At 73.3% G+C, this 20,193-nt stretch carries 20 protein-coding genes; 5 read left to right on the plus strand and 15 right to left on the minus strand.

Translation table 11 applies throughout. From position 1 onward, the window contains the following. Positions 1-25 precede the first annotated feature (25 nt). On the minus strand, positions 26-949 hold the full coding sequence (locus tag BJP25_RS09570) for an SDR family oxidoreductase (RefSeq protein ID WP_075974477.1): 924 nt from the start codon (positions 947-949) through the stop codon (positions 26-28). Positions 950-1,054: 105 nt separating this feature from the next. Here BJP25_RS09570 and BJP25_RS09575 point away from each other — a divergent pair, with 105 nt between their 5' ends. Further along, positions 1,055-1,726 carry a TetR/AcrR family transcriptional regulator gene (locus BJP25_RS09575; protein WP_075974478.1) on the plus strand — a complete coding sequence of 224 codons (672 nt, stop codon included), beginning with the start codon at positions 1,055-1,057 and terminating at the stop codon, positions 1,724-1,726. 21 nt (positions 1,727-1,747) lie between these two features. Here the strand turns inward: BJP25_RS09575 and BJP25_RS36110 are convergent, their stop codons facing one another. Together BJP25_RS36110 and BJP25_RS09585 are read right to left on the minus strand one after the other, a co-directional pair. Next, positions 1,748-2,374 (minus strand): class I SAM-dependent methyltransferase, encoded by a 627-nt coding sequence (locus BJP25_RS36110; RefSeq protein WP_075974479.1) that lies wholly within the window; start codon positions 2,372-2,374, stop codon positions 1,748-1,750. Positions 2,375-2,443: 69 nt separating this feature from the next. Beyond that, entirely contained in the window at positions 2,444-3,430 is a 987-nt protein-coding gene (locus BJP25_RS09585; protein WP_084793826.1) for a DUF4268 domain-containing protein, read from the minus strand. A 163-nt stretch (positions 3,431-3,593) separates the two neighbouring features. Here BJP25_RS09585 and BJP25_RS09590 point away from each other — a divergent pair, with 163 nt between their 5' ends. Continuing rightward, positions 3,594-4,025, plus strand: a complete 432-nt coding sequence (locus BJP25_RS09590) for a nitroreductase family deazaflavin-dependent oxidoreductase (RefSeq protein WP_075974480.1) — start codon at positions 3,594-3,596, stop codon at positions 4,023-4,025. A gap of 74 nt (positions 4,026-4,099) precedes the next feature. Here the strand turns inward: BJP25_RS09590 and BJP25_RS09595 are convergent, their stop codons facing one another. The 10 genes from BJP25_RS09595 to BJP25_RS09640 all read right to left on the minus strand — a co-directional run bounded on the left by BJP25_RS09595 (position 4,100) and on the right by BJP25_RS09640 (position 15,992). After that, positions 4,100-4,615: a pyridoxamine 5'-phosphate oxidase family protein gene (locus tag BJP25_RS09595; RefSeq protein WP_084793889.1), complete on the minus strand. Its 516-nt coding sequence runs from the start codon at positions 4,613-4,615 to the stop codon at positions 4,100-4,102. Positions 4,616-4,687: 72 nt separating this feature from the next. Continuing rightward, entirely contained in the window at positions 4,688-5,113 is a 426-nt protein-coding gene (locus BJP25_RS09600) for a PPOX class F420-dependent oxidoreductase (protein WP_075974481.1), read from the minus strand. 80 nt (positions 5,114-5,193) lie between these two features. Then, the gene (locus BJP25_RS09605; RefSeq protein ID WP_084793827.1) at positions 5,194-6,192 is read right to left on the minus strand and encodes an aspartyl/asparaginyl beta-hydroxylase domain-containing protein; all 999 of its coding nucleotides are present in this window, start codon (positions 6,190-6,192) and stop codon (positions 5,194-5,196) included. Between the two features lie 30 nt (positions 6,193-6,222). Next, positions 6,223-7,515 (minus strand): ATP-grasp domain-containing protein, encoded by a 1,293-nt coding sequence (locus BJP25_RS09610; RefSeq protein ID WP_075974482.1) that lies wholly within the window; start codon positions 7,513-7,515, stop codon positions 6,223-6,225. Beyond that, entirely contained in the window at positions 7,512-8,750 is a 1,239-nt protein-coding gene (locus BJP25_RS09615; protein ID WP_075974483.1) for an ATP-grasp domain-containing protein, read from the minus strand. The genes BJP25_RS09610 and BJP25_RS09615 overlap by 4 nt, the downstream gene beginning before the upstream one ends. 45 nt (positions 8,751-8,795) lie before the next feature. After that, positions 8,796-10,064 carry an MFS transporter gene (locus tag BJP25_RS09620; protein WP_084793828.1) on the minus strand — a complete coding sequence of 423 codons (1,269 nt, stop codon included), beginning with the start codon at positions 10,062-10,064 and terminating at the stop codon, positions 8,796-8,798. A 56-nt stretch (positions 10,065-10,120) separates the two neighbouring features. After that, positions 10,121-11,161 carry an isopenicillin N synthase family dioxygenase gene (locus BJP25_RS09625; protein WP_075974484.1) on the minus strand — a complete coding sequence of 347 codons (1,041 nt, stop codon included), beginning with the start codon at positions 11,159-11,161 and terminating at the stop codon, positions 10,121-10,123. Beyond that, the gene (locus BJP25_RS09630; protein ID WP_075974485.1) at positions 11,158-11,766 is read right to left on the minus strand and encodes an LOG family protein; all 609 of its coding nucleotides are present in this window, start codon (positions 11,764-11,766) and stop codon (positions 11,158-11,160) included. Before BJP25_RS09630 ends, BJP25_RS09625 begins: the two co-directional genes overlap by 4 nt. After that, positions 11,766-12,527: an FAD-dependent thymidylate synthase gene (thyX, locus tag BJP25_RS09635; RefSeq protein ID WP_198943406.1), complete on the minus strand. Its 762-nt coding sequence runs from the start codon at positions 12,525-12,527 to the stop codon at positions 11,766-11,768. The genes BJP25_RS09630 and thyX overlap by 1 nt, the downstream gene beginning before the upstream one ends. A gap of 522 nt (positions 12,528-13,049) precedes the next feature. Continuing rightward, positions 13,050-15,992, minus strand: a complete 2,943-nt coding sequence (locus tag BJP25_RS09640) for an AfsR/SARP family transcriptional regulator (protein WP_233157981.1) — start codon at positions 15,990-15,992, stop codon at positions 13,050-13,052. 131 nt (positions 15,993-16,123) lie between these two features. On the opposite strand from BJP25_RS09640, the gene BJP25_RS09645 reads away from it, so the two are divergent. Next, positions 16,124-16,534 carry an MmcQ/YjbR family DNA-binding protein gene (locus BJP25_RS09645; protein ID WP_075974487.1) on the plus strand — a complete coding sequence of 137 codons (411 nt, stop codon included), beginning with the start codon at positions 16,124-16,126 and terminating at the stop codon, positions 16,532-16,534. Positions 16,535-16,931: 397 nt separating this feature from the next. On the opposite strand, the gene BJP25_RS34710 is transcribed toward BJP25_RS09645, so the two are convergent. After that, entirely contained in the window at positions 16,932-17,231 is a 300-nt protein-coding gene (locus tag BJP25_RS34710) for a hypothetical protein (protein WP_075974488.1), read from the minus strand. Between the two features lie 206 nt (positions 17,232-17,437). Here BJP25_RS34710 and BJP25_RS09655 point away from each other — a divergent pair, with 206 nt between their 5' ends. Both BJP25_RS09655 and BJP25_RS09660 read left to right on the plus strand, forming a co-directional pair. Then, a complete protein-coding gene (locus BJP25_RS09655; protein ID WP_075974489.1) occupies positions 17,438-18,148 on the plus strand; it encodes a S1 family peptidase in 711 nt (236 codons plus the stop codon). A gap of 188 nt (positions 18,149-18,336) precedes the next feature. After that, the gene (locus tag BJP25_RS09660; RefSeq protein ID WP_233157982.1) at positions 18,337-19,269 is read left to right on the plus strand and encodes a YhjD/YihY/BrkB family envelope integrity protein; all 933 of its coding nucleotides are present in this window, start codon (positions 18,337-18,339) and stop codon (positions 19,267-19,269) included. Between the two features lie 23 nt (positions 19,270-19,292). On the opposite strand, the gene BJP25_RS09665 is transcribed toward BJP25_RS09660, so the two are convergent. Further along, the gene (locus tag BJP25_RS09665; protein ID WP_075974491.1) at positions 19,293-20,093 is read right to left on the minus strand and encodes a hypothetical protein; all 801 of its coding nucleotides are present in this window, start codon (positions 20,091-20,093) and stop codon (positions 19,293-19,295) included. Positions 20,094-20,193 lie beyond the last annotated feature (100 nt).

Genomic DNA, 20,193 nt, shown 5'->3' on the forward strand with positions numbered 1-20,193 from the left:
CCCCCGGAGGGCCGGGGGGCGGTGGTCACACCAGCTCGCTGAGGCGGGTGCCCGTCAGGTCCTCCGACACCGCCCACAGCCGCGCGTTCGCCTCGGTGTCGCGGGCCTTGGGGGTGGGCTTCTCCAGGGTCGTCTCACCGACGAGGCGGAAGCGGCCGCCGGGGCCGTAGTACCCGCCCTGCACCACGCCGGGGTCCGCGGTGGCGAACAGCAGCGGCTCCGCGCCGGTCTCGACCTCCTGCGACGGGAGCAGCCCGACGCGGGTGAACCAGCTCTCGGTGGTCTTGTCGCGGCCGAGGCTCGCGCCCGCGGTCTGCAGGTTCGTCCTGGTGTAGCCGGGGTGGGCGGCGAGGCTGAGCAGGGACCAGCCGCGGGTCTCGGCGAGGGCGGCGAGGTGCTGGGCGAAGGCGAGGTTTGCCAGCTTGGACTGGGCGTAGGTGGCCATGCCGCGGTAGCGGCGGCGCTCGTGCTGGAGGTCGTCGAAGCGCAGCCTGCCGAAGGCGGCCATCCCGCTGCTCATGGTGACGACCCGGGGGGCGGGGGCGGCCAGCAGCAGGGGCAGCAGGTCGACGGTGAGGGCGAAGTGGCCCAGGTGGTTGCCGCCGAACTGGAGCTCGAAGCCGTCGGCGGTGGTCATCCGCCGGGGCGGGGCCATCACGCCCGCGTTGTTGACCAGCGCGTCGAGCGGGGTGCCCTCGGCGGTCAGCGCCGCGGCGAAGGCGTGCACCGAGGCGAGGTCGGCCAGGTCGACCCGGCGCACGCGCAGGTCGGCGCCCGGGTGCTGGGCCAGGATCTCGGCCTTGGCCGCCTCGCCCTTCTCCGGGGTGCGCACGGCCAGCACCACCCTGGCCCCGGCCCCGGCGAGCCGCCGCGCGGCCTCCTTGCCGGTGCCGCTGTTGGCGCCGGTCACCACGATGAGCTTGCCGGTCTGGTCGGGCACGGCGTACATGCTTCCTCCTGGGTCCGAGCGGTTAAAAGACCGCTGGTCTGTTGAACCCAAGCTAACAGACCACCGGTCTGATGACAAGAGACCGGCGGTCTGTAGACTCTGCCCATGACGTCGTTCAAGCGGGCGCGCAGCGAGGAGCAGCGGGCCAAGCGCAGGCAGGCCATCCTCGACACCGCGGCGGCGATGGTCGAGCAGGTCCCGGTCGCCGACGTCACCCTCAACGAGCTGAGCAGGCGGGTGTGCCTGGCCAAGTCGAACGTGCTGCGCTACTTCGAGTCGCGCGAGGCGATCCTGCTCGAACTGCTCGACGCCGGGACCCGCGAGTGGGTCGAGGCGATCGGGCCCGGGCTGCGCGCAGTGGACGTCGAGGCGTCACCCGACGCGCGGGTGGACCTCGTCGCGCAGGTGCTCGCCGGGTCCCTGGCCGAGCGGCCGGTGCTGTGCGACCTGTTCGGCAACCAGGCGGCGGTGCTGGAGCGCAACGTCTCCACCGAGGTCGCCATCACCTACAAGCGCACCACGATCGCCAACCTCGGCGCCCTGGCCGACCTCGTCACCACCGCGCTGCCGGAGCTGGCGCCGGAGCCCGCGCGCGAGTTCAGCGCGGCACTGCTGCTCATGGCGGGTGGGTTGTGGGCGCACTCCCGCCCGACCCCGGCCATGCTGGCCGCGTACGAGGCCCACCCCGAGCTCCAGGTGATGCGCGTGGAGTTCGCCGCCACCGCCCGCCGGGCCTTCGAGGTCATGCTGAGCGGCTTCCTCGCCCGCCAGCCCTGAACCCTCGTCACCCGAGCCTCGTCACCCGAGCCGCCGCGCGACCACCACGTTGTCGGTGACCACGGCCGTCTGCCCGCTCACGTGCCGGGCCTCCCGCCGCGGCGCCGCGCACCGCAGCACCTCCCACCCGTCCCCGACCCCCAGCGAGGCCACCAGTTCCTCCGGCGCCGGGAACCGCACGTCCTCGCCCGCCCGCCACGACCACGGCGCGAGCGAGGCGTGGTCGACCACGACCAGCACCCCGCCCGCCGCCACCGCGCCTGCCGCCAGTCGCAGCGCCGCGTCCCGGTCCACCTCGACCGGCGTGTGGAAGTAGCTGGCGCAGACCAGGTCGAACTCCCCGTCCGGGAACGTCTCCGGCAGGTCGTGCTGCTCGGTCCGCACCAGCCCGCCCAGCCCCGCGGCCGCCGCCCGCTCGGCGACCCGGCCCAACGCCACGCTCGAAGCGTCGACCGCCACCACGTCCCACCCCCGACCGGCCAGCCACAGGGCGTCCCCGCCGTGGCCGCACCCCAACTCCAGCGCCCGTCCCGCCACGGGCGCGAACCGCTCCACCAGCTCCGCCAACACCACGTTGACCCGCGTGCCCCACTCCGGGTCAGCGCCCCGGTAGTGCTCCTCCCAGAACTCCACATTGGCCGAACCCACCGCAGACCCCTCTCGCTCGAAGACCCTTCGATGGTCCGGCGCACTGCCCGCTAACGGCAAGGAAGTTGCTCATTCGGCAAGTCCGACCCCGCGCTTGAGGAGCGCCGCCTGCTCGCGCAGGGTGCCGTCGAGGTGCCGGTGCAGCCCGATCGCCCGCTCCGCGCTCCACTCGACCGCCTCGTCGCGGGTGGCCTCGTCCGCCTGGAGCAGGTCGAACCCCGGCAGTGAGGCCCAGATCCGGCTGCTGCGGTTCTCGTCGGTGCGGTCCCACTCCAGGGCGAACCCGACGGCGGCCTCGATCTCCTCCCGCCGGGCGCGCAGCCCGTCGTAGAGGGCCTTCGTCGTCCGCCGCTCCTGCGTGTCCAGGAAGACCTCCACCCGGTACCCGGCCCGGCTGAAGGTGAGGCAGTAGTAGCCGAACGGGCCCGAGGCGAAGCTGATCCAGTTTCCGGGCTGGGTCTTGGGCGGCTGGATCGCGGGGTACCTGGTCGTCACCAGGCCGAACACGTCGTCGTAGAACGCCATCCTGGCCTGCTGGAGGTCCGAGGTCGCGGCGTTCGCCGTCTTCTTCGTCGCCCGCGCCCACTCGTTCGGCTCGACCACCACGTCGAGCACGGGCGCGGGCACCGAGTCGCCGATGCGCGCCAGCGACAGCTCGACCCCGAAGGCCCGCACGCCCGCGTCGGTGCGCTCGTTGAGCCAGGTCAGCGCGCTGCGGTGGTCCTCGCGCAGCCGGGTGGTGATCCACACCGCGGTCGCGGCCTCCAGCCCGCTGGCGTAGACCAGCAGCTGCCCCAGGTGGCTGTGGTCGCTGGGGCCCAACTGGTTCTCGATGACGACCGCCTGGCCGTCGGCGTCGACGGCGTGGATGTCGAGCCGGAACTCCCCGACGGCGACCTCCTGCGCCACGACGGTCAGCGGCAGCCCGATGGCGTCGCTGAGCACGTCGATGTTCTCGGCCAGCCACGGCGTGAAGTCCACCGCCTCGTCGGGCCACACCTCGCGCACCCCGCCGAGCCGCTCCAGCCTGCCCAACCCGTACCCGTCCGTGCTCACGATCAACGTCTAGCACACCCCCCGACGGGCGGCGCGACGCCCGGTGGCGGGGGTACCGGGGGAGGGGAGTCGTGGGTGGGGAAGAACCTGCGGGCCGCGGTGGTCACCCGGAGTGGTGAACCGGGGCGGGAACAGCCACCACCGCCGCGGTGTTGCACGCGGCATGACCGACAACAACGCGGAGTTCAGCCCCGAGGACTGGGTGCGCGAGCAGACCAAGCGCGTCCTGGAGACCGGCACCACCGAGGGCATCGAGATCCAGGGCTCGCCCATCGTCCTGATGACCCTGCGCGGGGCGAAGTCGGGCAAGTTGCGCTACACCCCGGTCATGCGGGTGGAGCACGACGGCCGGTACGCCGTGGTCGCCTCCAAGGGGGGCGCCCCCGAGCACCCGAACTGGTACCACAACATCGTGGCCCACCCGGAGTTCCCGCTCCAGGACGGCACGGTGACCAAGACCTACCGCGCCCGCCAGGTCGAGGGGGACGAGCGCGCCGAGTGGTGGGAGCGCGCCGTGGCCGCCTACCCCGCCTACGCCGAGTACCAGGAGAAGACCGACCGCACGATCCCGGTCTTCGTGCTCGACCCGGCCTGATCACCGGGACCCCCACCCCACCCGCGTGCGAGCACCGCGCCCCCGGCCACCCGCGACCGGGGGCGCGGTCGCGTTCAGGAGAAGTCGCCGGTGAGCCAGCGGTCGGGGCGGACCTCGACGACCTCCGGGGTGCCGTTGGCGTTCTGGCCGCCCGCCTCCCAGGCCACCCAGCCGTCCAGGTCCGCCGCGGGCAGGTAGCGGGCGCCGATGCGGCGCAGGTCGGCCTCGGTGGCCGGTTCCTGGCGCACGACGGTGCCCTCCACGGTGACGTACCGGTAGGGCACCTCGGGGCGCTGGACGGACAGCGACAGCACCCCCGCCCGCCGGATCAACCGGGACTTGCGGCGGCCCTGCCTGGTCACCACCGTCAGGGTGCCGCCGGGTTCGTAGGCGTACCAGGTGGGCAGGGTCGACGGCGGGCGGTCGCCCTCGCTGACCACGCTGAGCACCGCCACGCGCGGTTCGGCCAGGAAGGCCTCGCGCTCCGCCCTGCCCAGCTTGCCCGGCTTGCCGGTGTCGTCCCGCGTGTCCTGCTGCTCGGTGTCCTGCTGCTTGATGTCCTGCTGCTCGGTGTCTTGCTGCTTGCCCATGTGGTCCTCCCAGTCCCAGGACACCAGTGAACCGCAGCGGACCGACAAGACGGCCCGCGTCCCACGTCCCGGTCAGTCGGCGATGCCGGTGAAGCCGACCACGGAGTCGATGCGGGCCCGCACCAGGTACTCGCCGGGCACGGAGTTGCGGGCCCCGTACTCCTCGGCCCGGTCGGCGCCCATGTAGCGGGCGCCGATGCGGGTGGCCCACTCGCGCACGACGGCGAGGTCGTCGACGAAGGTGGGCGTCGCGGTGATCGTCACGTAGGAGTACGGGGGTTCCTGGTCGTCGACGCAGACGCTGAGCCGGTTCTCCCGGCGCAGCGCGCGGTACTTCACCGAGTCCGACCACGTGGTGAACACGAGGTCGTCGCCGTCGACGAGGAACCAGATCGGCGTGACGTGCGGGGAGCCGTCGCGGCGCACCACGGCGAGCTTGCCGGTGCGGGTCCCCGCGCCCGCGAACGGGCGCCACTGCTCGTCGGTCATCCTGGGCATGTCGTCCTCCGGGACGCGGCTGTGCGGCGGACCCCCGCGCCCGGGGGCCCGCCACACTGTCGCACGGGTCGAGGCGCGGGTTACAGCGCCCGCGCCGGGACGGTCAGCTCGCGCACGGCGGTGCCCACGCGGGTCCGCAGGGTCACGGTGGGGGAGTCGCCCGCGGGGTCGATGGTGATGGTGCGCTCGTCGGTCCAGCCCGCGAAGCGGAACTCGCCGCCGCCGGTGTGGATGAGCTTGGCCGTCGGCTTGCCCGCCACGGTCAGCACCAGCGCGCCGTCGACGACCGAGGCGGTGGCGGGCGCCTGCTCCTGCGGCTGGAGGAACTGACCGTCCTCCTCCTCCCAGGAGGGGAACGACACCGGGATGTCGAACGCCACCGAGTGCGCCGCCAACCCCTCGGCCGACAGCGGGACCCGCCGCTTGTTGACCAGCACGTCGTCGCGGTCGAGGTCGGCCAGGTACTCGTCGGGGAACAGCTCCAGCAGCTCCTCCGACACCAGCGCGTCGATCACCATGTGCACGCGCGGCACGGTGTCGGTGTTCTCCACCTGGTGCATTCGGGAGAAGTCGCCGAACCAGAACTCCCCGGGCTGCCACTGGTGCAGCGTGCCCTCCATGAACAGCTTGGCGCCGGGACAGGTGGTGACCGGCACGTGCAGCCGGGCGTTGCCCCAGGCCGGGCCGTACTTGGTGTCGTTGTGCAGCCAGCTCTTCGCGCCGGGGCCCAGCGAGAGCAGCCGCACCGCGCGCAGCTCGGCCGGGATGTCGGCCAGCAGCGCGGAGAAGTAGGGCGCCTTCTCCCGCCACACGGTGTCCTCGTGCTCCAGCAGGCCGGGGCCGCCGGGGTCGGTGCGCTCCAGGTTGGCGCCCGCGCTGCGCAGCGACAGGCAGCGCCAGTCGATCTCGGCCTCGGTGACGGTGCCGTCGTCGGCGTAGCTGCGCTGCAGGCTCCACACGTGCTCGCTGAGCGTGCGCAGGTCGTCCTGCAGGCGGGCGGCGTCGTACTCGCGCTTGAGCTTGGCCGCGGGCGGCACGGTGGTGGTCGCGGTGGGCGGGAGCGGGTTGTCGATGGACACGTCAGGCCTCTCGGTGGTGGTGGTCGGTGATCAGGGGGTGGGCGCCAGCGCCGCGCGGTCGGCGCCGCGCACGCCCGCCAGCGCCACGTCGACGTCGGCCCGCACCCGCGGGGTGAGGAAGCCGTGCCGCGCGGTCAGCTCGTCCAGCACGGCGCCCAGCCGGGGCACGTCGGCGTACTCGCAGGTGATGACCATGTTGGCGTAGCGGACGCCGTCGACGGTGAAGCTGCTGGAGCGCACCACGTCCAGGGCGGCCCTGGCGTCGGCGTCGGCGGCCGGGCTCATCGGGGCGGTGGGCACCTGCAGGGCCACCCGGCGCGCGGCGCCGGAACCCCGGTCGTGGCGGGTGCCCCACTCGCCGAAGAGGATGTCCACCATGGACACGTAGGTGTTGAGCCCGGAGGCCGCGATCGACAGCGAGGTCGACCCGGACACCCGGGGGTTGATCTCGATGACCTCGAAGCGGTCGCCGTGGTGGATCATCTCCACCTCGACCGACCCGGACAGCTCCAGCGCCGCGCACAGCCCGCGCAGCTTCTCGGCCACCGGGGCGAACAGCGCGTCGGCGTCGGGGCGGGGCGCGGTGTAGCGCACGGTGCTGAAGGCGAAGGTCGGCTCGCCGCCGGTGGGCCCCTTCCACAGCAGCGGCTGGACCACGTAGTCGCCCGCCGAGCCCACCAGCTCCACCGAGCACAGCTCCCCGGTGAGGCAGCGCTCCAGCACCACGTTGCCGTCGTAGGGCTCGTCCAGGTAGCGGTCGAGCTCGGCGGGGCCCGCGATGAGCCGGATGCCGTTGCCCAGGCAGTCCCACAGCGGCTTGCTCAGCAGCGGGTAGCCCAGCTCGGCGGCGCGCTCACCCAGGTAGTTGCGGTAGGCGGGCACCGGGACGGTGCGGTCGTTGAGCAGGTCGCCGTCGACCAGGATGCCCTCGGGGGTGTCCAGGCCGTGCGCGCGGACCAGCTGCTTGGTCTCCCACTTGTTCGCCATGAGCCCGGTCGCGGCGGCGCTGTGCATCACGGTCGGGATGCCGTCGGCGGCCAGCCGCTCGCACACCAGCGCGTCGCGCAGCGCGTTCTCGTCCGGGATGGACAGCGACACCACGCCGTCGGCGCCCCAGGCGCGGATGCGGTCCAGGGTCTGCGCCACCGACACACCCGCGGGCAGCTTCTCCGACTCGCCGGGGAACTCGTCCGGGCCGCACTCGCCGTCGGTGTAGAACAGCTTGCCGACCACGCCCCGCGCGCGCAGCGCCGCGCCCAGCTCCACCAGGTAGGGGACCGTCTGCTGGATCTCGATGGACCGCAGGAAGGCGATCTTCCTCATCTCGGGTCGACCTCGACGGTGATGGCCCCGACGACGTCGTTGGCCAGCTCGTTGGCCTCGGTGGTCGACCCGCCGGTGACGATGACGTAGCCGACCCTGGCGACGTTGTCGGTGGCCGCGCCCAGCTCCTTGCCCGGCTCGGCGTAGACCTCGGCCTCGACGACCTGCTCGCTGTCCGGGATGCCGCGCACGCCGCGGAACACCCCGGCCCGCGGCGGGGTCAGGAAGCGGATCGCGGCGGCGCGCTGCTCGGTGCGCTCCAGGTCGGGGGTGCGGCCCAGGGCGATCTGGATGTAGGCGGCGGCCTCGCTGACCCCGGTGGCCAGGCGCACCAGCTTCATGATGTGGTCGCCGGGCGGGCGGGCGCCGATCTCGATGATGCGGGCGGTGCCGGGGGAGACGAGCTTGATCTCCGCGTGCGCGATGCCGTGCCGGAAGCCCAGCGCCGCCAGCCCCGCCGCGGACGCGGCGAGCAGGGTGGCGCGGTCGTCGGAGGACAGCTCGGCGGGCACGGTGTGGCCCAGCTCGGCGCGGCTGTCGTCGGCGGTGGTGAACTTCTGCGTGATCGCCAGCTCGCGCACCCGCCCGTCGACCACCGCGGACTCGACGCTGAACTCCACGCCGCCGACGTACTCCTGGGCCAGCACGGAGTTGTCCAGCGGGGTGCCGTGCGGGAACTCGAACGGCCAGCCCTGGGCGAACTCCACCGCGCGGGCCAGGTCGTCGGCCGAGCGGACCACGGTGACCCCGATCGACCCCGCGTTCTCGGCGGGCTTGACCACCAGCGGGTACTCGATGCCCGCGGCGGCGACCAGCTCGGCCAGCTCCTCGGCGGTGGCCGCCGAGACGGTGCGCGGCGCCGGGGCGCCCGCCCGCTCGAACGCCTCGGCCATCGCCCGCTTGTTGCGGGTGGCCAGGGCCAGCTCCGGGTCGTGCGACGGCAGGCCGAGGTCGGCGGCGACCTGGGTGGCCAGGCCGGAGAAGAACTCCCAGCCGGTGATGACGCCCTCGACGCCCTCCTCGCGGCCGTAGGCGACCAGCGCCTTGCGCGCCAGCTCCAGGTCGGAGAAGTCGGTGAACACCGTGCCCGCGATCAGGTCCTTGCTGCTGGGCGGGTAGTTGTCGTAGAGGTCGGCGTGCGTGGCCACCAGGGTCCGCACCCCCAGCGCGGCGGCGGCCCGCAGCAGGTCCTCCCCGGCGTTGCCGTTCGCCTCGATCAACAGCAGCTTCGTCATCGTGACCTCTCGTGTGGTGACTGGGGTGGGTGTCCGGGGGACGGGTCAGGCGGTGGGCGCGGGGGCGGCGCGCAGGGACAGCAGCGTGGTGGAGAGCAGGCTCAGCGCGGCCAGCACCGCCCACGGCCACACCCGCCCCCACGACAGCAGGGTGGTGAACAGGGCGGGGGCCAGCGCGCCGCCGACGTTCCAGGACAGCATCTGGAACACCGCCAGGTACCGGCCGCGCAGCGCGGGCGGGGCGAGCGCGACCGACAGCGAGCTCACCGCGGGCGACTGCACGACCTCGGCCAGGGTGTAGACGAGCATCGCCGCGGTGAGCGCCGCGATGGCGAGCCAGCCGGGCACCAGGCCCGCGGCGGCGAAGGCGGCGAACGCCACGGCGTTGAGCACCGCGGCCAGCGCGATCACCCGGTGGGGCCGGTGCCGCTCGACCCACGCGCTGACGCTGGTCTGGGTGAGCGACACCAGGACGGTGTTCACCGTCAGCAGCACGCCCGCCAGCCAGATGATGCCCGGCACGGTGCGCTCGATGTAGATCGCCAGCAGCACGCTGAGCACCATGGCGTCGAGCACGAACACGAAGTTGACCGCGACGAGCCGCAGGAACGCCCGGTCGCGCAGCACGACCCCGTAGCCGACCTTCGCCGCCGCCGGTGCCTCGTCGTCGGCCACCGCCGCCGGGGCCTCCTGGGGCACCGGGCGCCAGCTGATCAGCAGCCAGGACGCGAAGGCGTAGGACACGGCGTTGGCCACCAGCAGCCAGTGCAGCCACCCGGTGCCGCCGACGCCGACCACGACGGCCGCGATCGCCCCGCCGAGCCCGACCCCCGCGTTGCGCAGCGCCTGCATCAGCCCGAACCACCGGGTCCGGTTGTCCTCCGTGGACGCCAAGGCGACCAGCGAGCCGTAGGAGGTCCAGTAGCCGCTGATGCCCACCTGCACCAGCAGGCCCAGGACGGCGACGTGCCAGAACTGCTCCGCCAGCAGGTAGGACAGGAACCCGATGCCCGCGACGAGGTTGCTCACCGCGGCCACCAGCCGCGGGCCGAACCGGTCCACGAGCCCGCCGAACAGCGCGGGCGCGGGGATCGCGAGCAGCTGGGCGACCGTCAGCGCGAAGCCGACCTGCACCAACGACATCGACGTCGTCCTGGCGAAGTAGACGACCTGGAAGGCGAACAGCAGCCCGCTGCCCAGGCTGTCGATGGCGCCCGCGGTCAGGAAGCGGGCGTTGCCGCCGATCTCCGGCAGGCCCCAGCGCGAGCGCGGCCCCCGGTCGTCGGGTGCGGTGGTGGTGGTCGGTTCAGACATGGGTGTCCGCGTCCTGTCCTGTCATGCCGGGTCCTGGGTCCGCGCGGTCGGGCCTGCTACAGGCCGTAGGCGCGGCGGAACTTCTCGAGGATGTACTCGCCGGAGCGCACCGGGGCGTGCCGCGGCGGGTCCTGCAGGGAGGTGCAGGTGGGGATGCACTCGATGAGCGCGTCGAAGTTGGGCTGGTGGAAGAACGGCACCGAGTACCGCTCCCGCGTCGCCACCTCCGGCGCCGGGTTGACCACCCGGTGCACCGTGCTGACCCAGCGGTTGTTGGTCCACACCGCCATGAGGTCACCGATGTTGACCACGAACGAGCCCTCGATCGCGGGCACGTCCACCCACTCGCCCGCCTTGTCCAGCACCTGCAGGCCGCCGGGGGCGTCGTCCTGGTAGAGGATCGTCAGGCTGCCCCAGTCGCTGTGCTGGCCCTTGCGCAGCTGGCCCGGCTTGGGCGGCACGAGCTGGGCCGGGTAGTAGTTCGCGGTCAGGTTCGTCATGTGCTCGTCGACCTTGTCGTCGAACCAGCCCTCGGGCAGGTCCAGGGCGAGGGCGAACAGCCGCATCAGCTCCAGCGCCAGCTCCTGCATGCTCGCGTAGTAGGCGCGGTAGGCGGCGGCGAACCCGGGCAGGTCCGGCCAGTGGTTCGGCGTGGTGAGCAGCGGGTCGGACCCGGCGGGCAGCGCGGGCGCGTCCGGCTCGCCCAGCCGGTTGTAGGTGTAGGTCTGCGACAGGTCCGGCAGGTCGCGCTCGTCGGCCACCGAGGCGTCGGTGTTCGACGCGGCCAGGCTGCCCGCGCGGCCGAACCCGCGCATCAGCGGGTCGTCCGGCGCGGCCTGCAGGGCCAGCTTGGCCGCGTCGGGCAGGGCGAAGAACTCCCGGGTGGCCCGGTACATCGCCGCGATGCGCTCGGCGGGCACGCCGTGGCCGACGATGGCGAGGAACCCGCTGGTCTCGCACACCCGGCCGAGGGTCTTGGCCACCAGCTCGCGGGCGGCCGGGTCGCCGGAGCGGGCGCTGGAGATGTCGATGACCGGCACGTAGCCGTCGACCAGGGTGACCGGTGCGGTGCGGGTGTCGACTGGTGAGAGGGTCATGCTCGGACTTCCTGTCTCGTTCCTGCTGGGGTGGCGCCGGGCGCGGGGGCCCAGCGGGGTGGTGGCGGGGTCCAGTCCCGCACCGCGGCGGTGAACCCCGCGGCCCCCGACACCGGGACCAGGGAGTGCCGCTCGGCCGGGCGCAGGAAGCCGTGGCGGGCCATCCGCGCCGCCACCTCGACCAGCGGGGCCCAGTAGCCGTCCACGTCGAGCAGCAGCAGCGGCTTGCTGTGGTGGCCGAGTACCAGCGCGGCCCACACCTCGAACAGCTCCTCCAGGGTGCCGACGCCGCCGGGGACGGCGACGATCGCGTCACCGAGCTCGGCCAGCTGCCGCTTGCGCTCGTGCATGGTGTCCACCACGCGCAGCTCGGTCAGCCCGGGGTGGGCCACCTCGGCGTCGACCAGCTCGCGCGGGATGACGCCGATGACCTCCGCGCCCGCGGCCAGCGCGCGGTCGGCGACCACGCCCATCAGCCCGGTGCTGCCGCCGCCGTAGGCGAACCCGGCGCCGTCCGCGGCCAGCTCCTCGACGAAGCGGCCGACCGCCTCCGCGAAGGCGGGGGAGTCCCCGCTGGCCGACCCGGCGTAGACGGTGACGCGCATCAGGGGGCCACGCGGCCGAAGGTCTCGAACGCCGCGTGCGTGATCGGCATCAGCTCGCGCCACTGCCGCTCCATCTCCTCGGCCACCACGGCGATCTCGTGCTGCGGGTGCGAGGGGTAGGTGGCGTCCTGGCGGTGGGTGCGCAGGCTGAGGAAGTGCATCAGCGAGCGGGCGTTGCAGGTGGCGTAGAGCGAGGAGTAGGTGGCCGTGGGCAGCACGATGCGGGCGATCTCGCGGGCCACGCCCCGCTCGATCAGCTCGTTGTACCCGGCGTAGGCCGCGCCGTAGGACTCCTTGGCGATCTCCACCAGCCGGTCGTGGTCGCCCTCGGCGCCCGGGACGTACTGGTAGTGGCCCGGCTTGCCCACCTGGCGCAGCAGCCGGTCGGCGTCGGGGACGTAGAACACCGGGCGCACCTCGCGGTAGCGGGCGCTCTCCTCGTTGAACGACCACGTGCGGTGGCGCATCATGTGCCGCACGGTGAAGATCGGCGCGGTGACCAGGAAGGTCAGGTAGTTGTGCTCGAACGGGCTGCCGTGCCGCGACTTCATCAGGTACTTGAGCATCCCCTCGACGTAGCCGTCGGAGCGCGTCTCGGTCTGCGCGATCTCCCCGACCGTGGACACCCGGGCGGCCCGCACCACGCCGAGGTCGCTGGCCTGGTGGTCGACGAGCTGCACGGTGATCTCGCTGCGGAACTCGATCTCGGGGTCGACGGCCGCGACGGCGGCGCCCTCCGGGCGGATCAGCTGGCTGGTCACGTGTGGTGGTCCCATCTGGTCGTTGGTGGCGGCACCCGGACCCGGACCGGGGGGTGCCGCGGCACGCCTCGCCACCCGGCCCCCCCGGGTGGCGCCTGCCCGCGCCGCCGGTGTGGCGCGGCGGTGGGCCTGTGCCGACCAGTCAACCCGGCGGTGTTATCGCAGCCTTATCGCAGGGATATCGACGCGGGCACCCCACCGCGATAGTCCGCGATAGTGCCGGGATATCGCCCGCGGCTAACGTTTTCCCCTGGCGGCCACGACGTCCGCTGCGGGGGGACGACCCCCGGGCCGGAGAGGAAGAGCGCTGATCATGAGGGGGAGCACGGTCGTGACGAGGACGCCGAGGGCCACCGCACCGCCCACCGCGGCACCGGACACCCCGTGGGGGAAGTGACGGGGTGATCCGGCGGGTGGCGCGCGTGGCGTGCCACCCGCCGCGGTTCGTCCGCCCGTGCTGGTTGCAGCGCAGCGGGACCGGGCGCCCGCGTCGTCGAACTCCCCGCTGTGGCGGGGAAGCGCTCAGCGCCCGCTGGTCAACGTGTCCAGCACCAGCGAATCCACGGTCAACCGGGCCGCTCCCACCACCGGCGGCGCGGCCTCGCGCTCCGCGCGCTCACCGAGCACCGCCTCCAGTTCCCGCTGGATCCCGTCCACCGGGATCGCGGCCGCCGCCTGCCCCGCCAGGTCCAGCGCCTCGCGCAGCACCTGCGCCGCCGCGGCCCGGTCGCCCAGCACCGCGTGCACGGCCCCCAACCGCTCCAGCACCCGCACCTGCCCCATGAGGTCCCGGCTCGATCGCACGGTGTCGAGCAACCCGCGCAACAGCTCGGCGGCGTGCTGGTAGCGCGCCTGGCGCACCAGCAGTTCGCTGAGCCGGAAGCGCAGCTGGTTCTCCACCCGCTTGCTGCCCTCCGGCGGGCACAGCGCCAGCGCGTGCAGCAGGTGCTGCTCGGCGCGGGCGATGTCGCCGGATTCCAGCTCCAGGGCCACGATCTGCACCCACACGTGGGCCTGGCCGACCACGTCGCCCACCGCGGCGAACTCCCGCGAGGCCTGCTCGTAGCCGCGCAGCGCGCTGTCGTCCTCGCCGCGCATCTGGTCCACCAGCGCCAGGTTCCGCCGCGCGATGGCCGTGCCGTGCGCGTCGCCCAGCCGGGTGAAGGTCGCCAGCGCCGGGTGCAGCAGCTCGCGCGCCAGGGCCAGCCTGCGCCCGCTCAGGTGCATCGATCCCAGCGAGCACAGCAGCGCCGCCTCGCCGCGCTCGTGCCCGGCGGCGCGCACCGCCTCCAGCGCCCGCTCGTGCGTGCGCTCCCAGTCGTCGTGGTACAGCCTCGCCTCGAACAGCGCCACGAGCGTGACGGCCAGGTCCCAGGCGTGCTCGTCCAACCCGGAGTCCGCGGCCATGTCCACCGCGCCGCACAGGCAATCCCGCTCGAACTCCAGCCACGCCAGCGGGTCCTCCTTGACCTGCCGCACCAGGTCTGCGGGCAGCTCGGGGCGCTCCACACCGCTGTGCAGCACGGTGCTGCCGTCCCGGCCGTAGAGGGTGGTGTGCGCGGTGCGGGCCAGTTCCAACCACCGCGCGACGACGCGCGCCACGGCGTGGTGGGCGCCGTCGTCCTCGACCTCCGAGCGCTCCCGCGCGAACAGCCACAGCAGCCCGTGGAACCGGTAGCGCGGCGCGGACCCCGCGCCCGCCGGGGCGATCTCGATCATCTGCATGTCGACCAGGTGCTCCAGCAGCGCCGATCCCCGGTCGACGCCGACGTCGAGCAGCACGCCCGCCACCCACGCCGGGAACGTCGCGCAGCGCAGCGCGCTGAGCAGCCGCAGCAACCGGCGCGCCTGCGGGTCGAGGCTGTCGTAGGTGAGCGCGACGCTGGCCCGCACCACCAGTTCGCCGTGCGAGAGCTCGTCGAGCCTGCGCTTCTCATCGGACAACCGCTCCAGCATCCACGACAGCGTCAGCGTGGGGCGGGCGGCCAAGCGCGCCGAGACGATCCGCAGCGCCAGCGGCAACCGGTCCACCAAGCGCACCAGGGCCTCCGCGGCCGCGCGCTCGGCGGCCACCCGCTCCTGCCCGATCACCCGCACCAGCAGCTGCACGGCCTGCGCGGGCTCCAGCACGTCGACCTCGAACACCCGCCCGCCCGCCAACCCGGTGAGCCGCACCCGGCTGGTGACCAGCACCGCGCAGCGGCTGTTGCCCGGCAGCAGGTGCGCCACCTGCGACTCCGAGGCCGCGTCGTCGAGCACCACCAGCAGCCTGCGGTCGGAGATCAGGTGCCGGAACAGCGCCGCGCGCTCGCCCAGGCTGTCCGGGATGCCCTCCACCAGCACGCCCAGCGCGCGCAGGAAGCGCCCCAGCACGTCCGAGGGCGAGACCGGGGACGGCCCGGTGCCGCCCAGCTCGCAGTAGAGCTGGCCGTCGGGGAAGTCGTGCTCGCACACCCGGTGCGCCACGTGCGCGGCCAGCGCGCTCTTGCCCACGCCCGGCTTGCCCGCCAGCACCACGACGTTCGCCGCGCGCGGGGCCTCCCGGTCGAGCAGCACCCGGCGCAGCGTGGCCACGAGCTCGGCGTGCCCGGTGAAGTCCGCGATGTCGGCGGGCAGCTGGTGCGGGGCGCGCGGCGTCCTGTGGTCATCGGATGACCGCGCCTGCACCGGAACCGCCGCGGGCCGCGGCGGGAGCAGCTGGTCGGCGTCGGAGAGCATCGCCGCCTCCAGCTCGCGCAGCTCCGCGCCGGGCTCCATGCCCAGCTCCTCGATCATCAGCTCCCGGCCGACCCGGTAGACCTCCAGCGCCTCCGCGCGCCGCCCGGAGCGGTAGAGCGCGAGCATGTACTGCCCGCGCAGGCGTTCGCGCAGCGGGTGCTCGGCCAGCAGCGCCGCGACGCCGCCGATGGCCGTGCGGTGGTCGCCGAGCCGGATCGCCAGGTCGAACGAGGTCTCCTTGGCCTGGAGCAGGCTCTCGTCGAGCTGGGCGGCGCGCGCCCGCACCAGCCTGCTGTGGATGCCGTCGAGCGCGGGCCCGCGCCACAGCGCGATCGCCCGGCGCAGCAGCGCCGCGGCCGCGGTGAGCTTGCCCTGCGCGGCCAGCACGTCGGCGTCGGCGGTCATCCGCGCGAACAGCTTGGCGTCGACCTGCTCCTCGGGGACCTGGAGCAGGTAGCCCGAGGCCCGGGTGACCAGCGCGTCGGCCCACCCGGAGCCGCGCAGCACGTTGCGCAGCGCCGACACGCAGATCTGCACCTGCGCGCGGGCGGTGGCGGGTGGCGCGCCGTCCCAGATCGCGTCGATGAGCCGGTTCGTCGCGACCACCCGGTTGGCCTCCAGCACCAGCATGGTCAGCACGATCTCCTGGCGACCGGGGGAGAGCCGGGACGACTCGGCGACGCGGACCTCCAGCGGCCCCAGGACGCGGAACGCGGGCTCCTCGCCCGCCGCACGGTTCTGGTCCACGCGCACGTTCTCCCCTGGTCAGCTGCTGCCGGGTCACCGGACCGGTCGCGACAAGTGGTCCACTGTAGCGAAACCGCGATCCAGCATAGAGATTTTGCGGGAATGGACCAGCAGTTCCAGGAGGCGAAACCATGACCGATCCGATCCCCGCCATCCGTTCCCTCTGCCTGCCCTTTCCCGGCTGCGCCGAACGGCTCAGCCACGGTGAGCCCGCTTGGTTCGCCGGTGCCCGGCGCAGGTTCGTCACCTACGCGGGGATCCGGCACTGCGCCCGGCCCGCGATCTGGTGCGCCGCCCCGCCCGGCGCCCAGGAAGCCCTGGTCGCGGCCGATCCGGTGCGCTTCTTCCGCCCGCCCTACGTCGGCCACCGCGGCTGGCTCGGCGTCTACCTCGACGTCGCCGTCGACCCCGCTGAACTGGCCGAGATCATCACCGACGCCTACCGCCAGGTGGCCCCGCCCACCCTGTTGGCCCAGCTCGACGCCGCACCCGCCCACCCCGCCGCGACGCCCCGTGAACTCCCGGGAACGCGCCGGGGCTGACAAATGGTAATTCCGCCCACCCTCCGGAAAATTCCCCGAAGAGGCCGAGGACGTGCTAACGCGCCCGCTGACGTGAATACGTCTCAGCCGCATTCCACGGCCGCGGACCACCGCATTCCCCCTGGTCGGCACCCGACAACCGCAGCCGGGACGCCGGGGGAGACGCGCGAGCGCCGCTCCGTCGGAACCCTTTCACGCGATAACCACCCTTCCGGGGGGAGAGTGCCGATAACCGTGCCGGAGGAATCCAACGAACCCCCTTTCCTGGCCGCCAATCCCCGACCCGCCGTACTGGGGACACCAGGTTCCTCGTTCACGGCGAATCGGACGTTAGCGGTCCGCAACGGACAATCCGATCGTGGCGGTGAGAAACTGACACACAAAGAGATCGGCCCGGTTATTCCCCGTCCAATTCCCGCAACCCCGCCACCCACCGCTCCCGCCGCTCGGCCGAACTCGCCTCCCACCACGGCACCCCGCGCTCACCCAACGCCACCTTCGCCACCTGCACCCGCCCCCGCGCCACCCGCTCCCCCTCGGCGTCCCCGGCCCGCACCGCCACCCCCACGGCCCGCCGAGCCGCCATCAAGTGCTTCCGCAACGCCGCCGCCGCGTCCTCCGGCACCTCCGGGTCGGTCGCCCGCCACCGCCGTCCCTCCACCACCACGTACCGCCCATCCGGCGTCCGCTCGACCACTCGCCCCTCCTCGCGCTCCCGGTGTGGCCACGGAGTGCCCTCGCGGTCGCGGCGTCAATCCCACCGAACGGTGGGTGCGGTGGGCCAATTGATACGGGTCCACTACGGATTGTTCCGGTGTTCACGGTCACTTCACACTTCGGGGCGTGGTCGGGTGTCCCCCCGGCCGCGCACCCTGCAAGCAGAGGAGAGCGCTCGTGAGGACGATGTTGGCCGCTGTGGCGGTGGCGCTGGGGGCGGTCGTGGTGGCGGCGCCGGTGGCGGGGGCGAAGCCGGGGCCGCCGGTGGGGGAGGCGCCGCCGTCGACGCAGATCATCGACGGGGGGTACTACAACCAGAGCGCGCCGTGGGCGGCTCGGCTGTTCCTCAACGGGCAGCAGAACTGCACGGCGACGTTGATCTCCTCGCAGTACGTGCTGACGGCGCGGCACTGCGTGGGCGGGTCGTTGTCGTTCCGGATCGGGAGCCTGGACCAGAGCAGCGGGGGGTACGTGGCCTACGGGGCGCAGACGACCACCCACCCGTCGGCGGACCTGGCGCTGGTGCGGCTGGACCGCAGCATCCGCACGACCTACTCGCCGCTGGGCACCTCCACCGACGTGGCGCCGGGGCGGTACGCGGTCGTGCTGGGGTGGGGGGCCACCTGCACGGACCAGGCGGAGATCAACTGCCAGTCGCGGTACCTCAAGTACGCCGACGTGACCGTTTCCACCGTCGCCGACCGGGACTACTTCGGCGGGGTGGCGATCGGCGCCCGGTACTACAACGGGATCACCGCCGGGGGTGACTCCGGGGGGCCGATGTTCGCCAACGGCCGCCAGGTGGGGGTCGCGTCGACGAGCAACCGGTACGACTACACCTCCTACACCAACATCACCCGCTACCGGTCCTGGATCAGCTCCATCGCCGGTGTGTGACCCCGTCCCGCGTCCGCGCGTCAGGCGCGGGCGCGGGGCGGTCCCCGTGGTTTGATCAAGCGGAGGTACCCCGGTCGGGGTACACATTCCGGGTGAGCGCGGAGGCGTCGGGGACACGGGTGGGGTGGGCGCAGCGGTGGCGCCGGGCACGGGTGCGGTACCGGTGGCTAGACCACCTCGTCCGGGCGGTGGACCGCTACATCGAGCACAGCGGGTACCAGTACGTCGGCGCGATCACCTACTTCAGCGTGCTGTCGGTGGTGCCCATCATGATGGTGGGGTTCTCCACCGCCGGGTTCGTGCTCGCGGGCAGCCCGGACCTGCTCACCCAGTTGCGCATCGGGGTGGGCAACGTGGTGCCCCGGCCGCTGGTGGGCGAGGTGGGCACGCTGGTTGACGGGCTGATCGACCAGCGCACCCACATCGGCGTCCTCGGCCTGGTCGTCGGGCTCTACTCCGGCTGGAACTGGATGAACGCCCTGCGCGACGCGCTCACCGCCATGTGGGACCAGCACCGGGTCGACCAACCGCTGCTGCGGGTGGTGGTGCGCGACGGGCTCGCGCTGCTCGGGCTGGTGCCCGCCATCGCGGTGTCGTTCGGGCTCACCGCGGTCGGCGGCAGCGTCGGCGGCTGGCTGCTGCGGTTGGCGGGCATCGAGGACACCCTGGGCGCGACCGTGCTGCTGCGGCTGTCCACGGTCGTGCTCGCCCTCACCGCCGACTGGCTGGTGTTCCTGTGGGTGCTCACCAAGCTGCCGCGCCGCCCGGTGGGCCTGCGCAGCGCCGTGCGTGGCGCCGCCGCGGCGGCGGTCGGGTTCGAGGCGCTCAAGCTCGCGGGCAACGTCTACCTGGGCATCATCGGCGGCTCGCCCACCGGGGTCGCCTTCGGGTCGGTGATCGGTCTGCTCGTGTTCATCTCGCTGGTCTCCCGGCTGCTGATCTTCATCGCCGCCTGGACCGCGACCGGGTCGGACACCGCCGCCCGCCAGCCCGTCGCGCCGCCTGGCCCGGCGGTCATCCGGGTGACCGCCGCCGAGCGCGCCAACCCGCTCGTGCCCGCTGCGGTCGGCGCGGCCTTCGGGGCGCTGCTCACGACCGTGTTCCGGCGCAAGCGGAAATGACCTCGTCGGTCCTCACCGGACCGTCAGCAGGTGCTCTCCGTCGCCATCGGGGCCGCGGGGTCGAACGCGTCCCGCTCGGCATCTCCCGCGTCGAGGTCCGGCTTTCCGCCCTTGCCCAGGCTGGGGGCGAGGAAACCCGCCTCGGCGGCGGCGCAGTCGACGGAGTAGGAGTACGACGACCAGTCCAGCGCCGTCAACCCGGTCGCGTCCCACCGGTCGTCGTAGAAGCCGTACTGGGTGCGCACCCGCACGACGCTGATGATGTGCAGCGGGTCGTTGACCCGCTCGGGGTCGGGGGGCCGGAACGCGTAGGCGAAGGCGTAGGACGTGTCGACGAGCAGTTCGCCCGGTCTGCCCGCCTTCGCGGTCATGGTGCCCGCGACCTTGGCAGGAACGCCCAGCAGCGTGCTCCCCGGGGCGATCGCGGTGCGGTACCCCTTGTTGGTGTGGACGTCCGCCCGGTCGCGCTCGGAGAAGCGGGCCGCGAGCCGGTCGAGGTCGTGCCCGTAGAGCACCTCGGGGTCGAGCCGAGCGGTGATGAGCACGTCGCGGACCTGGGTGAGCGCGCCCGCCACCTGCTCCGCCGAGAAGCCCGCCAGCGGTGTCGGCACGGGCACCACGACCCCCGCGGCACCGTCCTGCCAGCCGGCCGCCGCCGTCCCCGCGAAGGGTTGCGCGAGGTCCACCCGGCGCACCTCGGTCTGCGTGGTGGCGGTCGTGCTGGGCGCGCCCGTGAGCCCGGAGTCGGTGGCGCCGCGGTCCACGCTCCCGACCACCACCACGCTCGCCGCGAGCACCACCACGACCCCACCGGTGCTCAGCACGGCGGCCCGGTGCCGGGCGAAGAACCCCGGGCCGCGCCGCCGCGGTCGCCGCTTGGGCGCCTTGACCCGGTCGAGCTCCTTGCCGAGCCGGTCCCACTCC

Source organism: Actinokineospora bangkokensis (assembly GCF_001940455.1).
Taxonomy (GTDB): domain Bacteria; phylum Actinomycetota; class Actinomycetes; order Mycobacteriales; family Pseudonocardiaceae; genus Actinokineospora; species Actinokineospora bangkokensis.

Bases quoted from the DNA above. Each gene is read 5' to 3' on its own strand.
- BJP25_RS09570 (WP_075974477.1), bottom strand. From the start codon at position 949: ATGTACGCCGTGCCCGACCAGACCGGCAAGCTCATCGTGGTGACCGGC.
- BJP25_RS09575 (WP_075974478.1), top strand. From the start codon at position 1,055: ATGACGTCGTTCAAGCGGGCGCGCAGCGAGGAGCAGCGGGCCAAGCGC.
- BJP25_RS09590 (WP_075974480.1), top strand. From the start codon at position 3,594: ATGACCGACAACAACGCGGAGTTCAGCCCCGAGGACTGGGTGCGCGAG.
- BJP25_RS09595 (WP_084793889.1), bottom strand. From the start codon at position 4,615: ATGGGCAAGCAGCAAGACACCGAGCAGCAGGACATCAAGCAGCAGGAC.
- BJP25_RS09600 (WP_075974481.1), bottom strand. From the start codon at position 5,113: ATGCCCAGGATGACCGACGAGCAGTGGCGCCCGTTCGCGGGCGCGGGG.
- BJP25_RS09610 (WP_075974482.1), bottom strand. From the start codon at position 7,515: ATGAGGAAGATCGCCTTCCTGCGGTCCATCGAGATCCAGCAGACGGTC.
- BJP25_RS09615 (WP_075974483.1), bottom strand. From the start codon at position 8,750: ATGACGAAGCTGCTGTTGATCGAGGCGAACGGCAACGCCGGGGAGGAC.
- BJP25_RS09620 (WP_084793828.1), bottom strand. From the start codon at position 10,064: ATGTCTGAACCGACCACCACCACCGCACCCGACGACCGGGGGCCGCGC.
- BJP25_RS09625 (WP_075974484.1), bottom strand. From the start codon at position 11,161: ATGACCCTCTCACCAGTCGACACCCGCACCGCACCGGTCACCCTGGTC.
- BJP25_RS09630 (WP_075974485.1), bottom strand. From the start codon at position 11,766: ATGCGCGTCACCGTCTACGCCGGGTCGGCCAGCGGGGACTCCCCCGCC.
- BJP25_RS09645 (WP_075974487.1), top strand. From the start codon at position 16,124: ATGACCGATCCGATCCCCGCCATCCGTTCCCTCTGCCTGCCCTTTCCC.
- BJP25_RS09655 (WP_075974489.1), top strand. From the start codon at position 17,438: ATGTTGGCCGCTGTGGCGGTGGCGCTGGGGGCGGTCGTGGTGGCGGCG.